The organism is Spirosoma validum, from assembly GCF_014699035.1.
Taxonomy (GTDB): Bacteria; Bacteroidota; Bacteroidia; order Cytophagales; family Spirosomataceae; genus Spirosoma; species Spirosoma validum.
The window spans coordinates 177,662-202,603 of the sequence record NZ_JACXAA010000004.1; the positions used below are offsets into that span (position 1 = coordinate 177,662).

The 24,942-nt window shown below is 49.2% G+C and carries 18 protein-coding genes; 8 read left to right on the plus strand and 10 right to left on the minus strand.

Annotated features, from left to right (window positions below; genetic code table 11):
- Positions 1-70: 70 nt before the first annotated feature.
- The 3 genes from IC230_RS13265 to IC230_RS13275 form a co-directional block, all read right to left on the minus strand.
- On the minus strand, positions 71-826 hold the full coding sequence (locus IC230_RS13265) for an ABC transporter ATP-binding protein (protein ID WP_191039510.1): 756 nt from the start codon (positions 824-826) through the stop codon (positions 71-73).
- A gap of 94 nt (positions 827-920) precedes the next feature.
- The gene (locus IC230_RS13270) at positions 921-1,736 is read right to left on the minus strand and encodes an MlaE family ABC transporter permease (protein ID WP_191039511.1); all 816 of its coding nucleotides are present in this window, start codon (positions 1,734-1,736) and stop codon (positions 921-923) included.
- 235 nt (positions 1,737-1,971) lie between these two features.
- On the minus strand, positions 1,972-2,832 hold the full coding sequence (locus IC230_RS13275) for a lytic transglycosylase domain-containing protein (RefSeq protein WP_223860634.1): 861 nt from the start codon (positions 2,830-2,832) through the stop codon (positions 1,972-1,974).
- Between the two features lie 240 nt (positions 2,833-3,072).
- On the opposite strand from IC230_RS13275, the gene IC230_RS13280 reads away from it, so the two are divergent.
- The 6 genes from IC230_RS13280 (at position 3,073) to IC230_RS13305 (ending at position 10,181) form a co-directional block, all read left to right on the plus strand.
- Complete coding sequence (locus IC230_RS13280; protein WP_191039512.1) at positions 3,073-3,924, plus strand: CvfB family protein; 852 nt, start codon at positions 3,073-3,075, stop codon at positions 3,922-3,924.
- Positions 3,925-4,157: 233 nt separating this feature from the next.
- A complete protein-coding gene (locus IC230_RS13285; protein WP_191039513.1) occupies positions 4,158-5,216 on the plus strand; it encodes an alpha-hydroxy acid oxidase in 1,059 nt (352 codons plus the stop codon).
- A 69-nt stretch (positions 5,217-5,285) separates the two neighbouring features.
- A complete protein-coding gene (locus IC230_RS13290; RefSeq protein ID WP_191039514.1) occupies positions 5,286-5,564 on the plus strand; it encodes a SelT/SelW/SelH family protein in 279 nt (92 codons plus the stop codon).
- An 86-nt stretch (positions 5,565-5,650) separates the two neighbouring features.
- Complete coding sequence (locus tag IC230_RS13295) at positions 5,651-7,357, plus strand: IlvD/Edd family dehydratase (RefSeq protein ID WP_191039515.1); 1,707 nt, start codon at positions 5,651-5,653, stop codon at positions 7,355-7,357.
- A 110-nt stretch (positions 7,358-7,467) separates the two neighbouring features.
- Positions 7,468-9,351 carry a PQQ-dependent sugar dehydrogenase gene (locus IC230_RS13300; RefSeq protein ID WP_191039516.1) on the plus strand — a complete coding sequence of 628 codons (1,884 nt, stop codon included), beginning with the start codon at positions 7,468-7,470 and terminating at the stop codon, positions 9,349-9,351.
- Between the two features lie 62 nt (positions 9,352-9,413).
- On the plus strand, positions 9,414-10,181 hold the full coding sequence (locus IC230_RS13305) for an SDR family NAD(P)-dependent oxidoreductase (RefSeq protein ID WP_191039517.1): 768 nt from the start codon (positions 9,414-9,416) through the stop codon (positions 10,179-10,181).
- Positions 10,182-10,254: 73 nt separating this feature from the next.
- On the opposite strand, the gene IC230_RS13310 is transcribed toward IC230_RS13305, so the two are convergent.
- Positions 10,255-11,175 (minus strand): EamA family transporter, encoded by a 921-nt coding sequence (locus tag IC230_RS13310; RefSeq protein ID WP_191039518.1) that lies wholly within the window; start codon positions 11,173-11,175, stop codon positions 10,255-10,257.
- A 373-nt stretch (positions 11,176-11,548) separates the two neighbouring features.
- Here IC230_RS13310 and IC230_RS13315 point away from each other — a divergent pair, with 373 nt between their 5' ends.
- The gene (locus tag IC230_RS13315; protein WP_191039519.1) at positions 11,549-11,932 is read left to right on the plus strand and encodes a VOC family protein; all 384 of its coding nucleotides are present in this window, start codon (positions 11,549-11,551) and stop codon (positions 11,930-11,932) included.
- 219 nt (positions 11,933-12,151) lie between these two features.
- Here the strand turns inward: IC230_RS13315 and IC230_RS13320 are convergent, their stop codons facing one another.
- The 4 genes from IC230_RS13320 to IC230_RS13335 all read right to left on the minus strand — a co-directional run bounded on the left by IC230_RS13320 (position 12,152) and on the right by IC230_RS13335 (position 21,775).
- On the minus strand, positions 12,152-13,603 hold the full coding sequence (locus IC230_RS13320; protein WP_191039520.1) for a leucine-rich repeat domain-containing protein: 1,452 nt from the start codon (positions 13,601-13,603) through the stop codon (positions 12,152-12,154).
- Positions 13,604-13,775: 172 nt separating this feature from the next.
- Complete coding sequence (locus IC230_RS13325; protein WP_191039521.1) at positions 13,776-16,613, minus strand: M16 family metallopeptidase; 2,838 nt, start codon at positions 16,611-16,613, stop codon at positions 13,776-13,778.
- Between the two features lie 181 nt (positions 16,614-16,794).
- Positions 16,795-19,641, minus strand: a complete 2,847-nt coding sequence (locus IC230_RS13330; RefSeq protein ID WP_191039522.1) for a M16 family metallopeptidase — start codon at positions 19,639-19,641, stop codon at positions 16,795-16,797.
- Positions 19,642-19,738: 97 nt separating this feature from the next.
- On the minus strand, positions 19,739-21,775 hold the full coding sequence (locus tag IC230_RS13335) for a M14 family metallopeptidase (protein ID WP_191039523.1): 2,037 nt from the start codon (positions 21,773-21,775) through the stop codon (positions 19,739-19,741).
- A gap of 808 nt (positions 21,776-22,583) precedes the next feature.
- Between IC230_RS13335 and IC230_RS13340 the strand changes: the two genes are divergently transcribed.
- A complete protein-coding gene (locus tag IC230_RS13340; protein ID WP_191039524.1) occupies positions 22,584-22,772 on the plus strand; it encodes a hypothetical protein in 189 nt (62 codons plus the stop codon).
- Positions 22,773-23,073: 301 nt separating this feature from the next.
- On the opposite strand, the gene IC230_RS13345 is transcribed toward IC230_RS13340, so the two are convergent.
- Together IC230_RS13345 and IC230_RS13350 are read right to left on the minus strand one after the other, a co-directional pair.
- A complete protein-coding gene (locus IC230_RS13345) occupies positions 23,074-23,811 on the minus strand; it encodes an SDR family oxidoreductase (protein ID WP_191039525.1) in 738 nt (245 codons plus the stop codon).
- A gap of 76 nt (positions 23,812-23,887) precedes the next feature.
- On the minus strand, positions 23,888-24,778 hold the full coding sequence (locus IC230_RS13350; RefSeq protein ID WP_191039526.1) for a helix-turn-helix domain-containing protein: 891 nt from the start codon (positions 24,776-24,778) through the stop codon (positions 23,888-23,890).
- Positions 24,779-24,942: the final 164 nt, after the last annotated feature.

A 24,942-nucleotide genomic window follows, 5' to 3' on the forward strand; every position in this document is an offset into this window, starting at 1 on the left:
ATTCATCCTTGAGTCACCATCGACCGCATGGGCGGCCCCGTACTGACTAACGGCTGTCGGCTCATTCTGTTCAATTCACAAAATTGTAATTATAAAACTGCTGAATTCGCTCGTCGGGATCAGCGAAGACTTCATCGAACGTCCCCACCCGCTCAAATCGACCGTCCAGCAGCATGGCTACCCGATCGCCCGTGCTTTTGGCGCAGGTAAGATCGTGGGTAATGATAATGGACGTAGCCCCTAATCGTTCCTGAACATCGTTGATCAGGTTATTGATTTCAATACTGGTAATCGGGTCCAGGCCGGCCGTGGGTTCGTCGTAGAGCATAATTTCGGGCTTTAGAATCAGCGTCCGGGCAATACCGATCCGTTTCCGTTGCCCTCCCGACAGTTCCGACGGCATCTGGTTGATTGTCTGCGACAGGCCAACATCGTCCAGAGCTTTCTCGACCGCCTGGTTGACTTCGTCCCGACTGAGATTCCGAACATTTCGAACGAGCGGAAATTCCAGGTTCTCCCGAATGCTCATGCTATCGTATAGCGCACTACTCTGAAACGAAAACCCGACTTTCTGCCGAAATTCGTCCAGCTCTTTACCCCGCAACGTCTCAACGTCCTGCCCCAACACAACGACGTGCCCGGCATCGGGTTTGAGCAGACCGACCATAATTTTGATCAAAACCGACTTACCCGTACCGGAGCGTCCCAGAACGACTACATTTTCGCCCTTGTTCACCTCCAGGTCAACGCCTTTCAATACGTGCAAACTACCGAAGGATTTCTTCAGCCCCCGGATGCTAATTATCGGTTCCGTTTTTTCTGCCATAAATCAATGGTCGAAGGAGTGAATGATAGAATTAATGAATAAAAAACGCGCCAGCTATTCAGTCATTCGATCATTCGCTCATTCACACTTGTAGTTAACTTCCCCGGATTGCGCTGACAATCTGAAGGGAGAGAAGTTCTTCAATAAAGACTAAAAACATAGCGGTAACAACGGACGAATTGGCCGCCTTGCCCACGCCTTCCGTTCCTTTCGACGAGTGATAGCCTTTATAACAGCCCACCATGCCAATTGTGAACCCGAAAACGATGGATTTTAGAACAGACGCGAAAATATCCAGGTACGTAATGGCGCCGAACACTTCCTGGATGTACGATGTAAAACTAGTTTGTTCGTTGGCGCTGACGTTAATGTACGCGCCAATCAGGGCGACAAAAATGGTGTACATCGTCAGCAGGGGAATCGTGAAGGACGTAGCAATAACCCGGGTGACAACCAGGAACTTAAACGGATCTGTGCCGGAGACTTCCATCGCGTCGATCTGCTCGGTTACGTTCATCGACCCCAATTCTGCCCCGATGCTTGACCCCACTTTACCAGCCGCAATCAGCGCTGTTACCAGTGGACCTAACGCCCTGACAATAGCAATGGCAATCAGCGACGGAAGCCAGGACGTAGCGCCAAAGTCGGATAGGGATGGGCGTGATTGATTCGTGAAAACGATGCCGGTAATAAAGCCCGTTGTTGAAATAAGCAATAACGACCGGAAGCCTACCTCATAACATTGCCTGACGATTTCTTTGAATTCATAAGGTGGCAGGAGGGCTTCCCGAAAAAAACGACCGATAAAGGCGGCTACTTCAGCTAGTTCCAGAAAAAAACGATCAAACCGCCGGGTCGTGACGGACCTTCCCGATGGCTCACTTGTGGATTTAGTCGTTTCAGATTGCATTCAATTGCCAAAAATCACGCTGGTCAGACGTATAGGGCCAACGGTACCCTAATAACTCATTTGTGAAGCTGTGGTTTTATTTTGACAAAAAGTAATCTATCCTATTAGGATTTTTTCATAAAACGCTGACCAGATCAGCGCCGTAACGCTACGTATCTGGTCAGCGTTTTAGCTGATGACCGAAATCAGGACTTTGACGTTAGGTTAAATAACGAATAGATTTTAGACATGTTGACTAGGCAGCCTGTCTGAAATCGGCACATAACCAGGGAAGGAACGCCGTTTGTTGAGCAGGCGCAGGGGACAGAAACGTCGAATAATCGTCGGGACGCGACATCACTTCTTTGTAAAGCAAGATCCGGTAAAGGTAATACCGGGTTTCTCGGGGCAGATTCATGCTGTAATAATCCCCGCGAGCCTGCTGTTTAAGTTGATTCTTTATACGAATGGGTCCGGCATTGTAGGCAGCGGCCACCAAAGACCACGATCCCAGTTCATTATACAACTCCCGCAGATACCGGCAGGCGGCTTCGGTCGATTTGCGCACATTGAATCGCTCGTCGATACGTTTGTTAACGGTCAGGCCAAGTTCACGGGCCGTGCCGGGCATGAGCTGCCAGTACCCACCCGCGCCTGCCCGCGAGATCGCTCTGGATTTCAGGCCGCTCTCCGCCAGCGGGATGTAGCGGAAGTCTTCAGGAATGTCGTATTTTGCCAGGATGGGGTCAATGATCGGGAAGAAGGCATCAGCCCGTTGGCGTAGATCACCGAGGTCGCGGGCATGAGGACGGAACAGCGTAAAAACGTGCTTCCAGCGATCCAGCACGTCGGTTTTATCGAGAGGCAGGCACTCTCCGCAAAAGTTTACGTCCAGTAAAGGTAGCTCGGGAGAGGTAGTGTAAAATGGCTTCAGCAGGGCCGAAATAGTTGTTCGGTACGTATCGGACGCGGTGGCATCGGATTCGGCAACAATGCTGGTTTTCGAGAGATTGAGGAGTGAGGCTGGGCCTACCTGCAGGGGAATAAACTTCGCGGCAATGGCGACAGCCGGACGTAGGGCGGCTATCAATACGGAAACTCCAATACGCTTTAACAAAACTCAAGTCAGGATGGTATTGACTGATTAACGACCAGGCTGCAATATTAGTGCGTTGATAATCAATACTATATCTAATTCGCTTTCGTGTAGAAACAGAATCGTAACCTTATCAGCTCCCAAAACAACTGAGGGTCAAAGCCTTATCCTGGCTGAGCGTCATTCACGAACGTCATCGAATAAAACCAGACTTGTGAAAGGAAATTCATCTCTATAACTTCCCGAAAGTTTTTCGTACTCATGATTGAAATCGGACGAATCAACACCCTAACGGCGCTGCGTGAAACCAGCGTTGGCTTTTTCCTCGGCGACCTTTCGGACAGAAAAAGCCAGGATTTTAACAATGATATTTTATTGCCCAACAAATACGTACCCGATACACTGGATATCGACGACGATATCGACGTGTTTGTTTATACCGATTCCGAAGACCGGCCCATTGCTACAACCTTAACGCCCAGCATCCAGCGCGATGAGTTTGCCAGTTTGCAGGTCGTCGCAATTACGAGCGCTGGCGCGTTTCTGGACTGGGGTTTGGAAAAAGACCTGCTGGTGCCCCACCGCGAACAGAGCCGACCGATGGAAGTAGGCCAGTGGTACGTTGTGTTTATGTATCTCGATGGGCGAACGAACCGGCTGGTGGCTTCGAGCAAAATAAGTCGTTTTCTAGACCCTGACGTGCGTGACCTCTACGTAGGTGAAGAGGTACAGCTACTGGCCTACGAAACCACCGATCTCGGCATGAATGTCATCATCAACAACCGCTACAAAGGGCTGGTCTACGCCAACGAAATCTTCCGGACCGTCAGGCCCGGCGATCCGCTCATTGGTTACATCAAAACCATTCGTGACGACAGTCTCGTAGATGTGAGTTTGCAAAAGACCGGTTTCGAGAACGTAGAGCCCAATGCCCAACGGATTCTGGCCACGCTCAAAGTCGAGAACGGTTTCCTACCGCTTACCGATAATAGTCCGCCCGAAGAAATTTACAAAGCGTTAGAAATGAGCAAAAAAACCTTTAAAAAAGCCATCGGTACGTTGTATCGCGAACGAAAGATTGTGATTGATGAAAAGGGAATACGATTGGTATGACGCTCAGGCGTCAGTTTTGGCAGTACGTCATACCGGGTCTATTGAGTTAAAGTAGATAAGCACCGAACTGTGGTGTCGGGTTCTCAAACCCGACATCTCGCGCCAGCCATAGTGTCGGGTTCTTAAACCCGACACCACGATCTGCAGCCAGTGCTTATTCGGCGGTTCATTTATCCAACTCAATAAAACCCGGTGTGACGTAACGTTGCACTCCTGAAAAAAGGAAATCGGATATGAACAAAGACGGTATAAAAGCTGGTGATCGGGTCGATTTATCGGAACTGATTAATCTGTTCGACGTTGAAAAAATGGCCGAACGGACCATGTCGAAAATGGCCTACGAGTACGTCGCCAGCGGGGCCGGTGATGAATGGACACTGCGATGGAACCGGGAAGCACTGGATGCGATAAAACTCAATCCGACTGTGCTTACCGATGTTAGTAAGCTCGATACGCGCGTTACGTTGTTTGGTTATGAATTACCATATCCTATTCTGATTGCCCCGACTGCCTACCATAAGCTCATGCACCCCGAGGGCGAACTGGCTACGGCCCGTGGCGCAGGGGCTGCTTCAGCGGTTTATGTAGTTAGCTCGTTTACGACCACGCCACTTAGCGAAATAGCGGAAGTGGCTACGCAACCGCTCTGGTTTCAGCTTTACGTTCGGGATGACCGTGAATTGACCAAAGAGCTTGTGCAGGAAGCTGAGGCACACGGCTGTCGCGCGCTTTGCATTACGGTCGACACCGTCGTGACGGGTATCCGCAATCGGGAGCAGCGCGCTAATTTTACGTTACCGAATAACGTACTGACCCCGCATATGCCCGGCGCGTTACGTGAACAAAAGCCCCTTACCTGGAAAGACATCGAATGGCTGCAATCGTTCGCCAGGACGCCGGTGTTACTGAAAGGAATCTTGAATCCTGCCGATGCTGAAAAAGCCGTTCAGTCGGGTGTATCAGGCATCATCGTCTCCAACCACGGCGGACGAAATTTAGATACGGTTCCCGCCACCATCGAAGCCCTGCCCCGCATTGCCGAAGCAATAGACAGACGAATACCGGTATTGATGGATGGCGGTATTCGCCGAGGCACTGATGTGGTCAAAGCCATTTCCTTAGGAGCCAGTGCAGTATTGGTAGGAAAACCCGTTTGTTTCGGATTAGCCTGCGCAGGAGCCGAAGGCGTAACGAAAGTATTGGAAATCCTCCGAACTGAACTCGAACTGGCGATGGCCCTGACGGGGAAGGCTAACTTGGCTAGCCTGGACCACTCAGTTATCTGGAGATAGCCTTCCAATGTCAGTATTGATAAACGAAGCGTAACGTATTTCTGAAGCCTCAAAATAATTAATTACTCAATGAAACCTACAATCACCCTGGAATATTGCCCGAAATGCGGCTGGCTGTTACGGTCGGCCTGGATGGCGCAGGAACTGCTTACTACGTTCACCGACGATGTGCATGGCGTACTGCTGCACCCGGCCGAATTTAGTGGTCGGTTTTCGGTACGCATTGAAGATAAAGTCATCTTCGATCGCAAAGTAGAAGGACGGTTTCCGGAGATCAAGGAACTGAAGCAACTCGTGCGGGATGTCGTGAATCCCGAGAAAGACCTGGGCCATTCGGACCGAAAATAGCCGGTACTCCGGTAGATTGCACCATCGATAGCCTTTTTCGGTTTGTGTCTGTTGCTTTACAGATTCGACTAACTGCCTACAGAAAAATGCCATTACGCTCCCAAGACTGGTTTGGCCGCACCGGAAAAGACGGCTTCATTTATCGCGCCTGGATGAAAAATCAGGGGTTTCCGCACCATGAATTTGAAGGGAAACCCGTTATCGGTATCTGCAATACGTGGTCGGAATTAACTCCCTGCAACGCTCATTTTCGCGAATTGGCCGAGGCTGTTAAGCGCGGAGTATGGGAAGCGGGCGGCTTTCCGCTGGAATTCCCGGTGATGTCGCTGGGCGAGTGTCAGATCAAACCAACGGCTATGTTGTTTCGTAACCTCGCCAGCATGGATGTTGAGGAAAGCATTCGGGGCAATTCGCTGGATGGCGTGATTCTGATGTGCGGTTGCGATAAAACCACGCCTTCGCTCGTGATGGGCGCGTGTAGTGTCGATATTCCGACAATGGTGCTGTCGGGCGGGCCGATGCTGGCAGGGCGTTTTCAGGGACGAAAAATCGGTACGAGCGACCTTTGGCGGTTTGCTGAAGCGTTCAAAATGGGCGAAATGAGCCAGGCTGAATTTGTAGCAGCTGAAGCGAGTATGGCACGCTCGCCCGGTCATTGTGCGCCAATGGGTACGGCCTCCACGATGGCGGCTATGGCCGAATCACTGGGTTTGGCGTTGCCCGACAATGCCACCATTCCCGCGGCCGATTCGCGTCGGAAAGTGCTGGCGCATCTGACGGGTGCTCGCATGGTTGAGTTAGTGCGCGAAGGGGTTACACCCTCCCAGATTCTGACCCGGCAGGCCTTCGAGAATTCGATTATGGTGAATGCGGCACTCGGTGGTTCAACCAATTTTATTCTGCATCTGACGGCCATTGCCGGGCGCGTTGGCGTAGACTTGTCGCTGGACGATTTCGATACGTTGTCGTCTAAAATTCCTCTATTGGCTAATCTGCAACCCTCTGGCGAACACTTCGTTGAGGACTTATTTTATGCGGGGGGGCTGCCCGCTGTCATTCGTGAGCTGCGTCAGTATTTGCATAACGATGCCTTAACGGTCAACGGACATACCATTGGCGAAAACTGTGCCGAAGCGCAATGCTATGATCCAGCCGTTATTGCGTCTATCGATCAGCCCTTTAAACCCGAATCAGGTATTGCCGTTTTGCGGGGTAACCTGTGTCCACATGGGGCGGTACTGAAACCGTCGGCGGCTTCGCCCGCGCTGATGCAACATACGGGTCGGGCAGTCGTGTTCGAGGATATTGATGATTACAAAGCCCGCATTGACGATCCTGAACTTGACGTTGATCCATCCTGTGTATTGGTTCTGAAAAACGTTGGGCCACGAGGGTATCCTGGTATGCCCGAAGTCGGAAACATGCAGCTTCCGGCTAAGATTCTGGCCCTGGGTGTACATGACATGGTACGTATCTCCGACGGGCGTATGAGCGGAACCGGCTTCGGAACGGTCGTGCTACACGTATCACCTGAGTCGGCCGTAGGCGGTAACCTCGCGCTGGTGCAAAACGGCGACCTGATTACGCTCGATGTACACAATCGAAGTCTACACCTGCACGTTTCGGACGAAGAACTGGCCGGGCGATTGGTTCATTTTAAGCCACTGGATCTGGGCTACGCACGGGGCTATGTGAATCTGTATATTCGTCACGTAACGCAGGCCCACGAAGGCGCCGATTTTGACTTCCTGCGGGGTGGTTCAGGCAGCGAAGTCAAACGGGACTCGCACTGACTAATACCTCGGTTTTGCATCCGAATACTTATCTTTAACAGCTATTCCAGGGCGTCAAGTCGATGCCTTAGAATAGCTGTTATGCCCGTTGTGAGCAACCTGATTACACAATGAACTATTATTTACTTGGTTTTCTTCTGATCACTTTCAACGTAACGGCGCAAACGCCTAAGCTTACCTTATCGCTGATCGCTTCCGGCTTAAACCGGCCGACTGATGTAGCGGTAATCAGTTCAGGCCAACAACTGGTTTCTCAAACGGACGGAAAAATCCGGCTAATTAAAAATGGAGTTGTCCAAACGATACCTTTTCTGGACCTCAGCGCCAAAATTCGGGATGTAACCTGGGAGGGTATAATGGGCTTTACCCTGCATCCGAATTATGCGGGTAACGGCTATATCTATGTTCATTACTCGAACAGTATCATGACATCGGTTTTTGCCCGGTATACCCGGAAAAGCACAAATCCAGACGAAGCTGATCCCAATTCAGAAGTTATTTTATTGACGATTCCATATCCAGACGGTGGACACCGTTCGGGACACATTGCCTTTGGGCCAGATGGGTATCTATACATTACCACCGGCGATTCGTCGTCTGGTGCCCGTGGTCCGATCAGCAACGCGGATAAACTGGCGCAGCAACTGGCGCAGAATCTACAGGATTTGCACGGGAAAGTTCTCCGTATTGACGTTAACATTGGAAACCCATATGCCATACCACCGACTAATCCCTATACCACGCCCGGCGATGGAATTCCCGATGAAGTATACGCTTTGGGTCTTCGAAATCCCTGGCGCTGGAGTTTTGACCGACAGACGGGCAATTTCTGGGTGGGCGATATTGGGCAGGATGGCTGGGAGGAGTTGAATTTCACGGCGGCCGATGCATTAGCTACTCAGAATTACGGCTGGCCCTGTTACGAAGGCAGTCACCAGTACCGAACGGATTGCTCAACAAGCGCTACGTATCACATGCCACTCCTCGACTATACCGGGTATAACTCAGGGCAGAGTGCGTCCATTACCGGTGGATTTGTCTACCGTGGGAGTGCCTATCCAAACTTGCAGGGCTGGTATATTTATGGAGATTATGAACGAGGTACGTACTGGACACTGAAGCGGGAAACAAATGGCTCATTCCAGCAGATTCAGCAAACCATAACCGAGTCGACAAAGCCCGTATCGTTTGGAGAAGGTCCTGATGGCGATTTGTACGTGCTGTCTTTTTCTGAAGGGAAACTCTACCAGATTGGCTCGTTCCTTGTCAACGCTGTTGCTGAGAACGGAACTGTATCAACAGCCGGTGGTGTAGCGATTCCCAACGTAATCTCGAACGATAACATAAATGGCGCCCCGGCTACGCTGGGTACTGGCGGAAATGCAACCCTATCACAAAGCGGTATCTGGCCCACTGGTTTCATGTTGGACCCTGTAACGGGTTCCGTCAATGTGGCGGCTGGTACGGCCCCAGGCAGCTACTCCATCACGTACCAATTGTGCGATAAACTGACAGCAATCCCTACTTGTGCAACCGCCGTTGATGTTGTGACCGTTACGGCATCCGCTAAGCCTGATCTGGTTTCACTAATCTACGCTCGTCCGTCTACAGTCAATGGTACGTCCGATATCACGCTGGTCATTGATGTAGTCGAGTTGACTGCACAGGCGACAACCGGATTGATCACAGTCAAGATCAGCAAAGACGCAAAGATTAATCTAAGCTTCGCTCCAGAAGCCACCTTTGTAGGTAACCGCTCCGTGCAGAATAGCCTCTGGGCTTTTAACAATACTGATCCGAGCTATTATATTCTCACAACCAGTCAGAGTATTACCGCCGGCGACAGACTTTCGTTTGGATTCAATGGGGTGTTGAACCCGAAAGCCACGGTGGGTTTAGTCGCTATTAGTGCGGTGATCGTAGCAGGTAGTGGGGGCGAAGTCAACGTCAACAATAATACCGATGCGGATAGGATTGAATACTTCGCTCAGTAAATCGCATGAATTAACAAAACGATGCTGAACAGGAAAACTAGTTTTGGGAAAACGATAGGTTAATGGCTGATTTTAATAAGCAAACGGTTTTGATTACTGGCGCGGGGCAGGGTATCGGTTTCGCCATAGCGAGAGCGCTGGTTCAGCAGGGGGCTAATGTGCTCCTCAATGATTATGATGAAGACTTAACACTGAAGGCTGTTGAAACCATCCGGGCTGACGGTGGAAGTGGTCAATGCGAATCGTTTCCCGGCGATGCATCAGACGTAGCGTTTATCCAGAAAATGGTCGAAACCGCCGTTAGCCTGTTTGGTTCGGTCGATATGGCGATTGCCAATGCGGGCATCACCATCTTCGGCGACATCTTCACCACAACACCCGAAGCGTTTCAGAAAATTGTCGAGCTGAATCTGCGCGGCAGCTTTTTTCTGGCACAGGCTGCGGCTAAGCAAATGCGGGAGCAGGGGCGGGGAGGAAGCGTATTGTTTATGTCGTCGGTCGTGGGCCATCAGGCGCACCCGGGCCTGCCAGTCTATAGCATGACTAAAGCGGGCCTGGAGATGCTGGCGAAACAGTTGGTTATCGATTTTTCACCGCTTGGGATTACCGTCAACGCGATTGCGCCCGGTGCAACGCTCACGGAACGTACCTTAGACGATCCCACGTACATTCCCATCTGGTCACGTATTACGCCAATGGGGCGCCCGGCTACGGTGGACGATATTACGAATGCTGCGTTGTTTCTGGTTGCTCCCGCATCGCGGCACATCACCGGCCAGAGTCTGGTTGTGGATGGTGGCTGGACGAGTATCAGTCCTCCACCGGTCTAGTTTTGACTGAGCGACTGATAGCATGCGTCAATACGAGAATCTGCAATTCATTCTATCAATCGCTCAGTCAACATTATTTCCGTCCCAACGTAATCAGTACTACGCCTACCAGGGCAACAATGGCACCGACAAAGGATTGACTTGAAAAGACTTCGCCTGCAAACAGGGTTCCTAATAGCATGGCCACGACAGGATTCACGAAGGCGTAGGTCGAAAGTAACTGGGGCGGAGCATTACGGGCCAGCCAGGAGTAGGACGAAAAGCCAATGATACTGCCAAAAATGATCAGGTAAATCATGGAGCCAATGGCTTTCGCTGGCGCGTCGAAAATGCTGAATAAATTTACCGGTTCCAGCACGAGGCTAGCCAGCAACGTAACGATACCTCCAACAATCATCTGAATGCCGCTCGAAATGGCGGCTGATGGCAGCGTAAGTCGGGGCGTTAACAAGGTACCAATCGCCCACGCAAAGTTTCCGAAGGCAACGAGTCCCGTACCAATCAGTTTAGCATCGATGCCAGTTGTACTTTGCAGTTTGTCGGGTTTAACGAGCAGATAAATACCGAGTAGGCCAACGGACAAGCCCGCCAGAGCCAAATTGCTGGGACGCTTTTTGCCGAACGAAACCCAGTTGAGCGTCAGCAGGAAAACGGGCAATAAGCCGCCCAAAAGAGCCGCCATGCCACTGGGAATATATTGAAGCCCAATGGACAGACAGCCGTTCGAAATCGTTAACAAAATGACGCCAAGAGTCCCTGCCGACCGCCATTCCAGGCGCGTTGGACGAGGGGTGCCCGTCAGTCGTGCATAGCCATACAGAATTGAACCAGCAATTAGATAGCGAATCGATACCATATACAACGGCGGCATCCGTTCAGTCATGAAATGAATGAACAGATAGGTAGACCCCCACAAAATGTAGACAGAAATTAAATTCGCCCAGAGCGAGACTCGATTCGGATTAGTAGAAACAGGAGACGTAATGGCTTGCATAACACAGAACGGACTTGTGCTGATGTAACACCAAAATTATTGTATTTTTCTCAGTTAGGACACTCTTTATTCGTCCTTTCTAAGATTGATTATGAAGTTTCTAAGCAGAATATTATTTGGTTAACGAAAGGATACTAGCCGGATTACTTTTATCTGCTTAATCCGTAACCTGCTGAAACGATCCTAATTACATTGATGAAATTCCTAAGTGAAAGCGCCTATCCTGGTTGTGACGTCGGAATTATCCCCTCACATTGTCGCATTTACCCCCTCGGTTCCGTGCTCGCCGGGACTAAATTTGTAGACACTTGTGCTTTACAAGCTATACGCCTGTCAGCTTTCCCTTAAATCTTTACAATAACCCCAAAAAATTATGTTCAGACATACCAAAGCGTTCAGCGGTTTTTCCGTCGATGATCTGGAAAAAGCAAAACAGTTTTATGGCGAGGTCCTTGGCCTGGAAGTTGCTGAGGTAATGGGATTGCTCGAACTCAAGATCGAGGGCGGTACCCATATTATCATTTATCCCAAACCTGATCATACGCCCGCTACGTTTACCATTCTGAATTTTCCAGTACCCAACGTTGATCAGGCGGTTGACGAATTGATACGGAGCGGAATCGTTTTTGAGCACTATGATACGGAGCAAATGAAGACGGATGCAAAAGGCATTTTTCGGGATGCTGGCCCCACCATTGCCTGGTTCAAAGATCCGGCCGGCAATATTTTATCCGTCATTGAGCAAGAGAACGATTAATCAATACTGGTCGCCGATCGCACTTTATTATAGTTAGAAAACGAGCTTATATGAGATACAAAAAGTTAGTGAGGGCAGGTTCTTCAACCTGCCCCGTGAGGTTTCTTAAAACCGAACCATTGAGAGCCGTCCTCACTAAGTAAAATTAGATAACCTGACTCCATACTAACCGCTTCTTAGACCAACTGAATCGATCGCCTGTGCGATTGCAGACTGTACCTAGTAAGTTACCTGCGTATTGTTGGCTTCCAACTGTTTGATCTGCGATGCATAGGGACTATTCATAGCTTCCCGGCCAAACAGCGGGTTACTGCCCATGTACACTTTCTTTAGGTTCTTAATCGACAGCAATACGCTCGGGAACTCCTGTAATTGATTGTTATTCAGGCCAACTTCCTCCAGTGACGACAACGAACTCAGTACGCCTGGAGCCGTTGTGTACCAATTATAACCCAAATCAAGCACACGTAATTTTTTCAGTCGCCCCAACTCAGCAGGTAATTGACTAAGGCGATTGTGGTGCGCAAATAAGACCTGCAATTGACGTAGTTTCGATAACGATGTCGGTAGTTCATTTATGTTGTTATGCGCAATAGCCAATTGCTCAAGCCGCTTCATTCGGCCAAGCTGGCGAGGCAACTCCGTAAATTTATTGTAATACAGATCGAGTACTTTTACGTGTTTCAGCTTCCCAATAGCCTTTGGTAATTGCGTCAATCCCGTGTTGTAGAGGTTAAGGTCGTTTAATCGACGTAGCGGACGTAATGGTTTAATATCCAAACCCTTCAGTTCATTGTTGCCCATCCATAAGCTTTCGAGCTGGCGGTTTAAGCGAACAGAGGCCGGGATTCGGGTTAGTCGGTTGCCCTGCAGATTCAGCGAACGCAGGTGGTTGTTGCGCGTAAAAAACACACTGTCGTCAGGAATAGCATTATAGAGCAGACTCAGTTTTTTCAACGTCGAAATATCGGATGTCAGACGAGCGGGTAGCTCGTTTAGCTTATTCTTAGATAAGTCCAGTTCTTCCAGTTTGGGAAATCGATAAACGATTTCGGGAATGTTGCGCAATTCCAATTGATTAAACGCCAGCATCGTAACCGTGTCAGGACGAGTGGTTTTTTGGGCGGCTTCGATCGTACTGATGATGCCAGGCCCGCGCCGGACTGTTCGTTTCTGGGGGACGACACCTAAAATGCTCATGCCTACCCATTTAAAGCCGGTTTGTGTTTGAATTGGAAACGGGTGTTGGCCATACCATTCGGCAGCAAATTGCAACAGTTGACCTTCCTGCTCATCGGTAATGTCTTTACCCGAAAACTCGCAGAAAACCCAATCATACGTACCGTCGGGGCGGATAAACTCATACGTCGAGATCATGACTCCCAGAACGGGCAAACGACGCTTGTTTTGCTCTACATACGTAAAAAAGCGCTGTTGCCTTTTGTTCAACGTATCAAAGAACGGTTTCGCATTACTGCCCATAGCGCCTTTCTGCTCCGTTGTTATGCCGGCATTAGCCGTAACCCGGTTAAGCGCTGGTGGATATTTTTTCTCCAGTTCCGCCAGCGATAGATTCAGGCGAGTAGTGTCACGTAGCAAAACGATTCGACCCTGCCCCAGGCTGGATATCGTAATTAACCCAAACAGCACGAAAAATAATCCTTTCTTCATGGCTAAACGTGTTTTTTAGGTAAATAACGATATTTATAGTTTATCTATGTAAAAAAGAACCAGAATTTTATCAGGCTTTGACTAGTTGACAGGAGTAAGCTCTACGAAAAGCAATCAATAGAATCCTGTAAACCCGGTTAATCCTGATAAAATTCTGGTTCAGACTATCGGTTTAATTCTTACCACCACTCGCTGAGGAAGCAGGCTGTTTTTCGGCGGCCTTTTTCGCAGCTTTGGCAAAATCGCCCGCTTTGATGATCGAAATCTTCGATGGGTCGATGTGTTTTTTCATGGCGGCATTGACCTGTTCGGGCGTTAGCGATTCCATTTTCTTCTCCAGATCGGCATCCCAGGCCATCGTGCGGTTGAGGTACAAATAACTGTTGAGCGTGCTCGCCAGCGCCGGGTCCTGTGCCCGCGACACCATCCGAGCCTGCAACAGACCCGAACGGGCTGCCTTGATTTCATCGGCCGTAAAGCCTTCCTTTACCGCTTTATCCATTTCCTCGCGGAAGGCTTTTTCGAGACGTTCCGCATTTTCTGGATTGTAGATCGCATAGGTCATGAACATCCCCGTTTTATCGAACGGGTTCGCCTGGAGTTGCGAGCCAACACCGTAGCTGATCCCTTCTTTCTGACGGATACGTACTGCCAGCCTTGAGTTCAGGAAGCCACCACCGAGCATGTAGTTGCCCAGAACCAGCGCCGGATAATCCGGATCATCGTCGCGTAAGGGAAGATTCACACCGGCCACCATAAACGCATTGGCTTTGTCGGGTGCTTCGATGCTCTGCGGACTCGGTTTGATGTCGTTGAAAGGCGTAACCAACCGGCTGAATGGTTTCTTGGCTTTCCAGGTTCCCAACTCATCCGTAATTACCTTCCGAACGGGCGTTTCATCGAAATCACCAACAACAGACAACGTAGCGTTCTGAGCGCCGTAGAAATCCTTGTGGAATTGTTTCAGCTCATCGAGTTTCAGCGCTTTTACGTCGGCTACGTCTTCGTCAGGCGTTGAGGTGTAGCGAATGTCATCCTTCGGATAAGGATTCATCTGGCGCTGGAACGCCGTAAAGGCAAGGCTCTGCGGCTCTGAACGTTGTGATTCGATCTGGGCCAGTTGCTCCTGCTTCAGTTTCTCAAACTCGTCGGCGCTGAAGGCCGGATGTTTGAGCATGTCGCCAACAACGCGCAGAACGGCCGGTAAATTTTCCTTATTAGTTTTTATGCTTACGTTCACCTGGTTGGCACCGCCCGATACGCTTACCTGCGCTTTCAACTTATCCAGTTCGTCTTTAATCTGCTGACGACTGCGGGTTGTGGTGCCCCGGTCCAGCATCGACGCCGTAAAGACCGAAACAGCGCTCTTGTTCTTCAGGCTTTGCTGATCCCCGTAACGAACGGTCAAGCGAGCATTGACTTCGTTACCTCGCGTAGATTTGGGGAGTAAAGCCAGTTCGATGGTGTTAGGCTGTTCAGAGCGCCGGGTCCGTCCGTCGATGTTGGTTGGTGATGGATCGAAGGCTTCACCGCTGGCAATGGCCGCCCGACCTTTGTAGTTTTTGACCAGGGCATCGATATCAGGGGCATTCGGTACGTCAACCCGGCTAGGCGTTGGGTCTGGTATGAACAGGCCAACCGTCCGGTTCGAGGGTTTAAAATAGTATTTCGCCACTCGGTCTACATCAGCAGGTGATACTTTCTCAAGGCCATCGCGGTAAATAAAGCCCAATCGCCAATCGCCGGTAGCAATGAATTCACTCAGCGTACGACCTAATCGTTCAACGTCTTTGAAACTCAGCTCGATGTCTTTTAACAGTTTTGCTTTAGCCCGTTCAACTTCGTCTTTAGTCGGGGTTTTTATCGATATGGAATCAAGCGTACCGAGCAGAGCTGCTTTCGCATCGTCGATTGATTTTTCTTTCAGCAATTCAGCCGCAAAATACACGTAGCCCGGATCTTTGGTCATGAACGAATAGCCATACTGCTGCGACGCTTTTTTTGTATCGATCAGCGCTTTATAGAGTCGGCCACTTGGCTCACTGGTCAATAAATCGGTTACTACGTCCATCGCCGGGTAATCAGGGTGCGAAGCTGGCATGATGTGATAAAGCGCCGAAACGACTTTGGTGTCGCCTACGCGCCGAAGCACTACGTCGCGTTCGCCATCCTGGGTGGGTTCGATGCTATACGTTGGCTGGAGTACCCGCGTCGGTTTTGGAATCGGGCTGAAATACTGATTCACCAACGCCAGGGTTTTGCCTTCGTCAATCTTACCCGCTACGACCAGTACGGCATTATCGGGCTGGTAAAATTTCTTGTAAAACGCCTGCAGGTTTTCAATGGGGACTTTCTCAATGTCGGAACGGTTACCGATGGTCGATTTTCCGTAGTTGTGCCAAAGAAAAGCCGACGACACAACCCGTTCATTCAGAATATCCTGTGGGGAGTTTTCGCCCATCTCGAATTCGTTACGTACCACGGTGAATTCGGTAGCGAGGTCTTCCTTCTTAATGAATGAGTTCACCATCCGATCGGACTCAAGATCGAGCGCCCATTTCAGGTTTTCGTCCGTGGCGGCAAACGTCTCAAAATAGTTGGTTCGGTCGAGCCAGGTGGTGCCATTGGGCCGTGCGCCGTGCGAGGTCAGCTCCTGCGGAATATTGGTATGCTTGGTCGATCCTTTAAATACCATGTGTTCGAGGAGGTGGGCCATACCCGTTTCGCCCAGTCCTTCATGCCGCGAACCGACCAGATACGTAATGTTGACGGTAACGGTCGGTTTCGACTGATCCGGAAAGAGCAGGACTTTAAGGCCGTTCTTCAGATTATATTCGGTGATGCCTTCGACCGATGCTCCTTTGGTAACGCCTTCCGGCAACGCAACGGCGGCCGCCTTTTCCTGGGCACTTGAGAAGGTCAGACTACCGACCAGTAACGTAGCCGCCAGCACCCCCGTTCGGGCAAATCCGGATCGGGTCACACCGGACCGGGAAAGTTTCGTTTGCATAAATAAAATAATACAGTTAGTTGGGTACTAAAAAAGCTAATCTTGTATAGGTAGGAAGAAATGAATTTACAATCAACAGGTTTTACAGCGACCTTTCCAAAAAAAGGATGAGCGGTCGTTGTCAACCGCTCATCAAAGACAGCTTTAATCGTCAATCGTTGCGTCGCCGGTAGCCAACCCCTTAGTTTTTTGTACCCGTTCCTGCTGACGAAGCGGGTTGCTTTTCAGTGGCTTTCTTGGCAGCTTTTTCAAAATCGCCTGCTTTCACCATCGTTAGCTTGCCGTAATCGAGGTATTTTTTCAGGACGGCATTAATCTGATCGGGTGTCAGTGCTTCCAGCTTTTTATCGTAATCGGCATCGTAGGTGAACGAGCGTCCTTCTTTTTTGGTCAGATACTGCGCCCATTTATTGGCCAGTGATCCATCCTGCGAGCGATCCAACTGCCGTTCCTGAAGCATGGCTGACTTAGCCGCTTTTACTTCGTCAGCTGTTACGCCGTCTTTCGCCATTCGCAGAATCTCCTCCTTAAACGCGTTATCAAATTTCTCCCCGTTCTCCGGATTGTAGATGGCGTATGACCCGAAGTTCGCCACCTTGTCGTTGTCATCGGCATAGACATACGAACCAACGCCATAGCTGAGTCCGTCTTTCACGCGAATACGGGTAGCCAATCGGGAGTTAAGCATACCTTCGCCAAGGATGTAGTTTGCCATAGCCAGGGCCGGAAATTCGGGGTCATCGTCACGTAGCGGAAACTGCATCCCGCCCGCAAAAACGGCACTCGTTTTGTCGTTCGTCTGGATAGACTGCGTCTGAGGTTTCAGGTCGGCGAAGAGCGTCTGTGGAATGCGCGAGAAGGGCTTTGCGGCTTTCCAGCTACCCAGTTCGTCTTTGATTTGTTTGCGCACAGTCGGCTCATCGAAAGCCCCCACCACAGCTACTGTCGCGCTGTTAGCACCGTAAAAGTTTTTATAGAATTCTTTTACGTCGTTGAGCGTCAATTTGTTGATTGCCTCAATTTCCTCGTCGAATGTCATGGTGTAAAACGGGTGGCCTTTCGGATAAGGCTCCGTTAACCGGCTTACCGTTTTCCAGGCAATTGCCTGCGGCTCCTGCTTCTGCGATTCGATCTGGGCCAGGGCTTCCTGTTTCAGTTTGTCCAGTTCTGCCTGCGGAAAGGAGGGGTTTTTCAGATAATCCGTAACAATCTTTACAACAGCGGGCAGTTTGTCTTTCTCCGCTTCGATCCGAACCGTAGCCGCCTGACCGTAGCCGTACACGTAAGCACGAGCCTTCAACTTATCCAGTTCATCTTTGATCTGCTGATAAGTGCGGGTTTTGGTACCTCGTTCGAGCATCGACGCCGTGAAACGAGCCGGAATGCTCTGGTTCATCAAACTTTTCTCATCGCCGTAACGTAGCCGAATCTGCATATTTACTGAGTTACCGCGCGTGCTTTTGGGTAGCAACGCATACTTCAACCCATTGGCTTCTGCTCCGCGTTTGGTCCGGGCGTCGATATTAGCCGGTGATACGTCGAATGCTTCGCCCGCAGCCACGGCGGCTTCGCCTTTGTAGTCTTTCACTAAAGCCGCTACGTTGGGTGTTTCCGGAATATCGGCGCGGTCGGGTTTCTGGTCGGGAATAAAGACCCCAACGGTCCGGTTCGAGGGTTTGAAATAGGCGGCTGCTACGCGCTGCACGTCGGCGGGTTGTACTTTACGAAGCGCATCACGATACAGGAAAACCAAGCGCCAGTCGCCCGTCGCAATCCACTCGCTCATTTGCAGGCCCAGCCGGTCCGTATTCTTGAAGAGCATGTCGATGTCCTTTAGCAGCTTGGTTTTTGCCCGGTCTACTTCTTCAGCGGTAGGCGCTTTTTTGCTTACCTCATCAAGCGTAGCCAGCATAACCGTTCGCGCCGAATCGAGCGATTGATCTTTACGGAGTTCGGCGTAGAAATAGGCAAAGCCAGGGTCGTGCAGAGCGGGTGTCCAGCCGTATTGCGAAGCTGCTTTCTTGTTCTCGATCAGGGCTTTGTACAACCGACCAGAAGGTTCGTTCGTCAACACGTCCATGAGTACGTCCATGACCGCGTAATCGGGGTGCGACCCGGATGGTGTGTGATAGGCTGCGGCCACGCCCTGCGTATCGCCTACACGCCGGAGCGTTGTCTGGCGTTCGCCATCCTGCGTGGGCTCAACTGTGTACGTTTTGGGAAGTTGCCGGGTAGGGCGCGCGATCGGGCCGAAATATTGATTGACCAGGTCGAGCGTCTTGCTTTCGTCAAACTTACCCGCTACCAGCAGCACAGCATTATCGGGCTGATAATATTTCTGGTAAAATGCCTTGAGGTTATCGATCGGTACGCGCTCTATGTCTTCCTTCGAGCCGATGGTCGAGCGACCGTAGTTATGCCAGAGGTAAGCTGATGACATGACCCGTTTTTCGAGCGTCCACTGCGGAGAATTTTCGCCGATCTCAAACTCGTTCCGCACCACGGTAAACTCGGTTTCGAGGTCTTTTTTGTCGATGAAGCTATTCACCATCCGGTCCGATTCGAGGTCGAGTGCCCATTTCAGATTCTCGTCGGTCGCTGAAAAGGTTTCGAAGTAGTTCGTGCGGTCGAGCCAGGTGGTACCGTTGGGCCAGGTGCCGTGTTCGGTTAGTTCCTGCATGATATTCTTATGCTTGGGCGAACCCTTGAACACCATGTGTTCGAGCAGATGCGCCATGCCACTTTCGCCCAGACCTTCATGCCGTGAACCGACCAGATACGTAACATTAACCGTCACGGTCGGTTTTGATGGATCTGGAAAAAGCAATACGCGCAGACCATTTTTGAGTTGGTACTCCGTGATCCCTTCGACAGAGGTAACTTTCGTAACGTTTTCAGGAATGGTAACAGCCGCTGATTTAGTTTGAGCGGTAACGACATTGCCAGTAAGTAACGTAGCGACCAGCATCGCTGTTCGAGACCAACCTGTCCGGAAAATTCCGGACTGAACGGTAAGGGTATTTTGCATAACTATACGGTGGATTAGGTGATGTGAAACTAATCGTATAGTTACGAAAAAATGAACGAAGCGCAAGAGGCTTTGTAATTTTTAACAGACGCCGATGCTACTGGAAATAATCAAGCTTGTCCGCATCGATGTTGTTAACAACCTTCGTCTCACCACCACTGCCTCCTATGACTACCGAACTGATTGACAGCCCACCCGCGGTGCCCTTCGGAGCCAGAAGTCCTTCCAGGCCGAACGACAGATACTGGCCAGCCAGAATTGGCTCTGTACTTGTCAATATATAATAGAATGGGTTTGTATCGCCATCAAAGTTCCAGACGTTGTTTTGCACGGGCCGATTGCCTACCGAGGTGGCCTGGTTATCAAAGGTCAGCTTGACTGCGGCATCTTTGGTCACCCTGACTGTAATAAGTCCATTACTATCGGCTCCCTGCAACTCAATCACATTAACGACAACCGTAATATTGTCCTGACTGTAGGCCACCGTAGGACGAACGTAAATAGTCGGCGTTAGATCCGCATTGGCAACGGGCGGTGGGGCGATGTACGTAAACGTAATCGTTTCTTTTTGGATCGACAGGCCGTTATCGACCGCAAGCTCAAACGTTATCGGCGTACCAGATGGCGTGTTGCTGTCGATGGTGAAACCAATGGAATCGGGTGTAGATTGGAGCATGGCCAACCCACTGTATGTTTTAGGAGCGTCAATCGATGTTACGTAGCTACTCGAACTTGACGCTGTTACGGTATAACTGGCTGGCTTGAGGCTGTAATTCTGGAATGTATACCGAAGCATACGGCTGGTTTGCTGGTTGATCGTTGTTGATCCCGTGGGCGTTACCCGGCCGTAGAAGGTTGAGATACGTAACATCTTTTTATTCATCTCAATCGTGGTATTACACAGGGGTATAATCCGGGAGGAAGCTGGCCAAAACCCGTCCGAAGATGAACCGATTTCGGGCAAAAGGCCGTAAATTTTGTTTTTGGCCACTTGCTCACCCCATTGCCAGTCATTCGACCCGCCGTTGATTAAGTAGTTGAGTGTTTGCTGCGAATTACCCGTTTTAAAACCATTTTCAAGGGTCAGATACGTTGCTATACTTTTGAAGATATCCAGGTCTGGATTGGTATTTACCGTTTGATAATCGAAAGGATAGGTCAGATAATTGCCATGCGCATGAAAGTTAAGAGCTGTTACGAACTGATGCTGAAGCATGAAATCCCGCATGTTGGCTATCTCGGGTTCGGAAAAAGCGGCTGTTCCCCGGTAGGTATCGGACGACCGCGTGGGCGATGAACCGCTGTTATCGAGGCCCCAGTTATACCCATAGTTCCGATTCAGGTCGACTCCGAAGCTACCACCCGAATTAGCCCTCCGATTTTTACGCCACATACCGCCCCCGTTCGAATTGGTTGTCTGGTTATACACGTACCCGTCTGGATTTACACAGGGCACAATGTACATTTCTGAACTATTAAGGAGGGTACGTATCTCCGGGTCTGAGTCGTAATTCTCCAACAGGTGCCACATAAAGAAAATCAGCTGGCTCAGACCAATCGGTTCACGGGCATGGTGCAACGCATTGAGCATCAGTTCGGGCTCCTCTTCGTCTACATCAGGATTATCACTAATTTTGACCATGTACATCGGACGCCCCTGAATCGAGTTGCCAATGCTGGTTCTGACTGAGATCAGATTGGGGTAAAGGGTTTGCATCCGATCAAGAATAACAGGGATATCGGCGAAGGTGAAGTAACCACCATACGATCCTAAACTGAAATTGGTTGGAGTTGTAACGGCGGCCTGGCGGGCGTTGGCTCCTGACTGAGCGGCCTGACGATTAATCTGCTCGTTTATCTTAGCATAACTTTTTTCTAAGTCTTTGATCAGGTAAGTAACCTTGATACCGTAACGCTTAAAAACAGCAATATCCTGGTCTGATACTTCAGCCACAAAGTCCTTTTTATTTTGGTAGCTAAAGTGATCAACCTGCAAGCCATTGTTAAGAAGATGCTCAAGTTGTAAAGGTTCGATCTGGACGGTGATACGGTGATACTTAAGCCGCTGGGCTGAACAAAAGGAAGTCCATAACAACAGGCTTAGCAGCATGGCTAATGAGTACTTTATTTTCATTAAGAGTAGCGCTTATGGTTGGTAGCGAATCAGGGCAAATTGTCGAGTTTATTTCTGGAAGGAGCCTTAATTGCTTACTAGGAGAGTGTATAATTAGTACGATACAGCGAAAATCAAAAACAGTACGTAGGACATATATTATTTGGTAGTTTTATCACCGGAAAACTGAATAAATAATCAATAAAGGTTGCTTGAAGTTTATAGCAACTGAAGATGGTTTATTTATTACATGTTCATGTATAAATATATAATCGAAAATCGTTACATGATCTGAAGAAGAAATACATGATAAAATGATGGCTTTTATATAGGTTACTGAAGCTCTGTCTACCCGTAAAGCCAGTGCTTAAACGTGCTGGCTTTCTCTTTGCTGATAATCACCTCAAGATCATGGTTTATAGGTTGGGAATTGTACACCCAGCGAGGAAGTTACTGCCGCCATCTATGAGAGCGATGTGGGTTATTTTGTCAGTACGTAGGCTGCAACCGATGAACAGACAGAACCTATGGGAATTCGTTACACTATGCTGATTATGCGTTCATCCATTCAACGAATTGATAGCTTCAAATTGGCATAGATCTACGGCAAAAGCGTCCTCATACCCATTAAATCGCTCTTCAGTAAAACGTCGCGTGGGTGCGCGTATCCTACGGTATTTGCTTAACTGACACGTCTACATTAGTCCGTTACCTCACTCACTCCGCTTGTTAAAAAGACGATTTAATCTGTCCGCGGTATAAGAGAAGAAGTTCACCTGGCGAAGCCACTTTACAGAGCTTATCATAAATCAACGCAGTACCTACTAATATGGAAGACGAAGAAAAAGAAAATATCATTCGGGCCAATCAAGCCATTTCGCCAGCGAGTCTAGCCGATCGTTCTGACAAAGCCACTACGTTGCCTGGAAATGATTCGCCCGACGATAGCCCTATTGATGGCATGGATTCTCACGTAGCGGAACAAGACGACACGATTTTAACGACAAATACCGATTGACCTTGGTGTGAGATGGACTGAGATCAATGGTGACCGGACGCTTTTCAGTCTAATTGCTACTGATTCGAACTTTATAGTCAAGTGGCTATGAAAAAGCTATACCGTCAGACGCATAAATGAGCCTGACAAGTCCTTCTAATGAGGTACATGTGAGTAACAACAAAAATGCCGATGAGCTAACATACATCGGCATTTTTGTTAAAAGCAAAAAGGTGGCTTTCGATCAATCAATTGTTTCAGAAGTTTGCACCTTGAAACGTTTCCGCAAATTATTGCTCCACGGTAAGCTAGTTTCTATAAATCACCAAGGACTAATTCCTGTTTCTGGCACGTTGTCATCACTGAAGAATTGACCTGTTGGGCCATCTGGTCTTAACACGGCTGCTTTTACAACCCTGGCAGCGGCATCTGGCACAGTTCCAGGTCCGGAGTGATTATTAAAATCGGTAGCAGTATAGCCGGGATCAACGGCATTCACTTTAAAGGACGTATCGCGCAAGTCATAAGCCAGCACAATGGTGTAAGCATTAAGAGCCGCTTTGGATGCAACGTAGCTGATTGGCTTAACCTGATAGTGTTTCCATGAAGGGTCATTATGCAAGGTGAGCGAACCCAGGCCCGACGTAACGTTAACGATTCTCGGTTCCGGCGAATTCTTCATCAGATCTATAAACGCCTGTGTTACTTCAATTACGCCAAAAAAATTGGTGTCAAATACCTGCTTAAATACGGTGATATCAGTTTCCAGTGACGTCTGTGGCATAGTACCGCTGATTCCGGCGTTATTGATCAATACGTCCAGTGTGTCAATTTTTTGCCCAAGCTCTTCACGGGCAGCCTTTATTGATTTACTATCATCAACATCAATCTCGATTGGCTCTACCTGATTTAATCCTTCTGCCTGTAGCTGACTGACTGCCTGTTGACCTTTTTGCATATCCCGGCTTCCCAGGAATACATAATACCCTTGCTGTAGTAATTGTCTGGCTGTTTCAAAGCCAATGCTCTTGTTGGCTCCTGTTATGAGTACTGTTTTCATAATTGAGTGGTTACGAATTATTAACAGGACAAAGCTACTGCACACACAGCGTGCGTCTGGAACACATTCTACGGCATTACTGGTACATTTTACGGATGGTAGTCCGGTAGTCGGCAGGGGTGATGCCGGTTTCTCGTTTGAAGAAGCGACTGAAGTAGGATGCATCTGAAAAACCGAGTTCAAAGGCAATCTCTTTCAGCGAATGGTGCGTATGAAACAGTAAGCGCCGGGCTTCCAGTACCAGTCGCTCATGGATATGTTTGATGGCCGGTTTGCCACTCTGGTTTTTCACTACCTCGCTCAAATGCCCGGCCGACAGGTTAAGCATGGATGCATACTCACTCACTTCATGTACCTGCTGGACGTGCTCATCAATCTTCGCCTGAAACTGCTTCAGTAATAGCTTATCCGCAGACGCTTCGATCTCTTTATACTGCTCTGTATACAACCGGCTCAAATACGTAATCAGTACTGTCAGATAAGCGGTCAGCATGCGTTGCTGCCATTCACTGGAGTTTTGATACTCCACATTGATTTTGGCCAATAAATCCTCTACAAACAGAATATCAGCCTCCGTAAGGTGTAGTTCATGGCCGTTTTGAGGGTTTTGGATCAGCGGCAGTTTGCTTAAAGAAGCGTTTTCCTGCAATGCCAGGAACTCTTCGGTAAAAGCAATACCTGTACTCCATAACTGGTCAAATCCTTCCTTTACGATGATCTGGTTGGGTCCCGAAAAGTAAATCGTATTGTCTTTAATGGTATAGGGGGCCATGTCGATCCATTGACGACTGTCGGCCCGCCTAATAAACACAATTAGATAGTGATCCTTTCGGTGTGGTATAAGCAGATCGGACTGGCTTGGCAAATTGCCTGCATAATTATACACTCTAAAATTTCTGTTACCAGCTATTTCATCTGGCTCTAACGAATAAACCGGTACTTGCGAATTGGTGCTAATCACTTGCATTGGCTAAAGCTATAATTTTTTCGTATACATGCCTTTCGCCATGTTGTGATCAAGATTGGCATCTTAAGCTCATGAGTGTTAATAGAAGCACTTCTTCTGACGCATACTACGTAGTAAAATTACATTTATTTATACGTCGATTTCGAAAAGCGTTGCCCAAAACT